This is a genomic window from Cryobacterium sp. RTC2.1, assembly GCF_035018685.1.
In the GTDB taxonomy this organism is placed as follows: Bacteria; Actinomycetota; Actinomycetes; order Actinomycetales; family Microbacteriaceae; genus Cryobacterium; species Cryobacterium glucosi.
In genome coordinates, this window is record NZ_JASJXJ010000244.1 from 1 (window position 1) to 3,115 (window position 3,115).

Sequence of the window (3,115 nt, forward strand, 5' to 3'; positions counted from 1 at the left end):
GGCCGGGGGAACGCCCCCGGATGTCCGTCGACGTCCCGTGTCCCGGGGCGACGTCGTGCCCGCCGAACCGGACCGGTGCCGCGGGAGACCATTCGAACAGCGCCCGCTCGAGTCCGGCAAGCGCCTCCCGGTACGTGCCAGAGCGCCAGGCCGCGAACAGGGCGTCGGCCGGCGGCTGCCCGCGCTTCGCGACCCGGTCGAGAACGGCCTGCACAACATCACCGCAGGCGCACCTGGCCTCGCCCTGCAGTTCGTCGCGGTCCTGCCCCGGCGGCGGCAGGTCCCGCAAACCGCCCAGGCCCCCGACGACCGGTCGGCCCGCACCGTCGAACCGGATCACACCCGGGCTGATCCCCGGATGCAGCCAGCCCCCGTCGTAGAGCCGCGCAACGGCCGCGAGCACCGGCGCCAGGATCGTGACCGCCTCCCCCGGGTCCAGCAATCGCTCGCAGGCCAGGACCGCCCCGAGCGCCCCGCCACGGTCCTCGGCCAGGACGAGGCAGACCCGGCCGTCCGGCAACGTCGCAACGTCCAGCAACCGGCCCACCCCGCCGTCCGGGATGCTCTCGAGGGCGCGCACCTCCCTGTCGATCGCCGCGCCGCCGGTGCCTGCGCCCACCGCGTGCACCTCACGGAACACCTTGAGAACGACGACCTCCCTCTGGCCGTCGATCCCGCCTTCGGCAGAGGCACCGAGGTAGACGTCGGACAGGTCACCAGAGCCGATGCGCCTCAGCACCCGGTATCCGGCGACGTTTCCGACGGCATCCGCTGGCTGCGCTTCGGAGTCCCCCACCACGGCAGGGGACTCCGCAGCAGGCGTCCTACTCCGCCGACTTCCCGCACGTCTCGTCACGCGGCGATCTTCGCCCGCTGAGAGCCGGCGGCAAGCCCACTCAGGACAGGCTGTGCACACTCCGGCCGATCCGGTAGCTGGTGAGGACGGGCTGACCTAGACTGGCCCAATGCTCGACTTTCTCGTCGCGGGGCTAAGCGCCAACTCCGTGCCGTATCTCGTGGGCCTTGAGCTCCAGCGCACCGTCCATCGTGCCGTTGTTTCCGGGGAACGCCCGGACACCGTCATCTTCCTCGAACACCCCGCCGTGTACACCGCGGGTAGACGCACGTCCGACGACGAGCGGCCGACGGACGGAACTCCCGTCATCGACACCGACCGGGGCGGCAAGATCACCTGGCACGGTCCCGGCCAGCTCGTCGGCTACCCCATCCTCCGCCTCGCCGAACCCATCGACGTCGTCGGGTACGTCCGACGCCTCGAAGGCATCCTCATCGATGTCCTCGCCGGGTTCGGAGTCGACGCTTGTCGCGTCACCGGACGGTCCGGGGTCTGGGTCGGCCGTCCCGGCTTCGAGGACAAGATCGCCGCCATTGGAATCCGGGTCGCCGAAGGCGTGACCATGCACGGCTTCGCGCTCAATTGCAACAACTCCCTCGAACCCTACGACCACATCATCGCCTGTGGCATCCGCGACGCCGGCATCACCACGATCTCCCGCGTCCTCGGCCGGGAGGTGACACCGGAGCAACTGGTGGAACCGATCCGGGCCCGTTTCGCCGCGGAACTGGTGGCTGCCGCGTGAGCGCCGTGCCAGAGGGCCGCAAGATGCTGCGGCTCGAGATCCGCAACATGGAATCCCCCATCGAACGCAAACCCGCCTGGATCAAGACGGTCGCCAAGATGGGACCGGAATACCGGAAGCTCCAGGACCTCGTCAAGGGCGAGAACCTGCACACCGTGTGCCAGGAAGCCGGTTGCCCGAACATCTTCGAATGCTGGGAGGACCGCGAGGCGACCTTCCTCATCGGTGGCTCGCAGTGCACCCGGCGCTGCGACTTCTGCCAGATCGACACGGGCAAGCCTGCGGAGTACGACACCGACGAACCGAGACGGGTCGCGGAATCCGTCGTCGCGATGAACCTTCGGTACGCCACGGTGACCGGCGTCGCCCGTGACGACCTTCCCGACGAGGGTGCCTGGCTGTACGCCGAGACGATCCGGCAGATCCACGCGCAGAGCCCCGGTACGGGAGTGGAGATCCTCGTCCCGGACTTCTCCGGCAACCCCGACCTGCTCGGCGAGGTGTTCTCGGCAAAGCCGGAGGTCTTCGCGCACAACGTCGAGACGGTCCCGCGCATCTTCAAACGCATCCGCCCGGCCTTCCGTTACGACCGTTCCCTCGACGTGATCACCCAGGGCCGCGACGCCGGCCTCATCACCAAGTCGAACCTGATCCTCGGCATGGGCGAGGAGCGAGCCGAGGTCAGCCAGGCGCTCCAGGACCTCCACGACGCCGGAACCGACATCATCACCATCACCCAGTACCTGCGGCCGAGCGCCCGGCACCTCCCCGTCGCCCGGTGGGTGCGGCCGGAGGAGTTCGTCGAGCTGAATGCCGAAGCGGAAGCCATCGGATTCCTCGGGGTGCTCTCCGGTCCGCTCGTGCGCTCCTCCTACCGGGCAGGACGCCTCTGGGCGCAGTCGATGCTCGCGACGAACCGCGAGGTGCCCGCCGAGCTCCGCCACCTGGCGGATGCCTCCCTCGGCTTCGCCCAGGCCGTCGCCCGCCCAGGCGGCATCGTCGCTGACTCGACCGAAAATCGGTCATCGGAGATTCTGGCGACTCGGTAAACTCGACATCATGGCACGCAGCAAGGACAAGACTCCCAAACCCCACAAGGAACCCGGCCGCATCAAGCAGATGTGGCAGGTGTTCCAGATGACCCGGCGGTACGATTCCAAAATCGTTCCGCTCCTCCTCGTGGGCTTCTTCGTGCCGCTCGTGGCGTCGATCATCGTCGCGATCGTTGCGACGGACGGAAACGTTCTCACGCTGGTCCTCTGGATCATCGCCGGACTCCTCGCCGGGGTGCTCGCGGTGCTGATCATCCTCGGCCGTCGTGCCGAGAAGGCCGCCTATTCCCAGATCGAAGGCCAGCCCGGCGCCGTCGGCGCCGTGCTGCGCAGCTCCCTCAAGGGCGGCTGGGTCGGCAGCGAGATGCCCATCGCCGTCAACGGCAAGACCCAGGACGCGGTCTACCGTGCGGTCGGTCGCGGCGGCGTCGTCCTGATCAGCGAGGGCCCGCGCACCCGGAC

2 protein-coding genes and 2 pseudogenes are annotated in these 3,115 nt (G+C 68.9%); 3 read left to right on the forward strand and 1 reads right to left on the reverse strand.

Going from position 1 to position 3,115, the window contains the following annotated elements; genetic code table 11:
- Window positions 1-796, reverse strand: a pseudogene (locus tag QN357_RS18385) (hypothetical protein); the annotation flags it as partial.
- A 169-nt stretch (window positions 797-965) separates the two neighbouring features.
- On the opposite strand from QN357_RS18385, the gene lipB reads away from it, so the two are divergent.
- The 3 genes and pseudogenes from lipB to QN357_RS18400 form a co-directional block, all read left to right on the forward strand.
- Complete coding sequence (gene lipB, locus QN357_RS18390; RefSeq protein ID WP_322135867.1) at window positions 966-1,601, forward strand: lipoyl(octanoyl) transferase LipB; 636 nt, start codon at window positions 966-968, stop codon at window positions 1,599-1,601.
- Window positions 1,598-2,581 (forward strand): annotated as a pseudogene (gene lipA / locus QN357_RS18395) (lipoyl synthase); the annotation flags it as partial. The gene lipB and the pseudogene lipA, both read left to right, overlap by 4 nt.
- A 79-nt stretch (window positions 2,582-2,660) precedes the next feature.
- A partial coding sequence (locus tag QN357_RS18400) for a DUF4191 family protein (RefSeq protein ID WP_323505332.1) occupies window positions 2,661-3,115 on the forward strand: 455 nt, incomplete at its 3' end.

Coding starts and splice junctions, on each gene's coding strand:
- lipB (WP_322135867.1), top strand. CDS start 966: ATGCTCGACTTTCTCGTCGCGGGGCTAAGCGCCAACTCCGTGCCGTAT.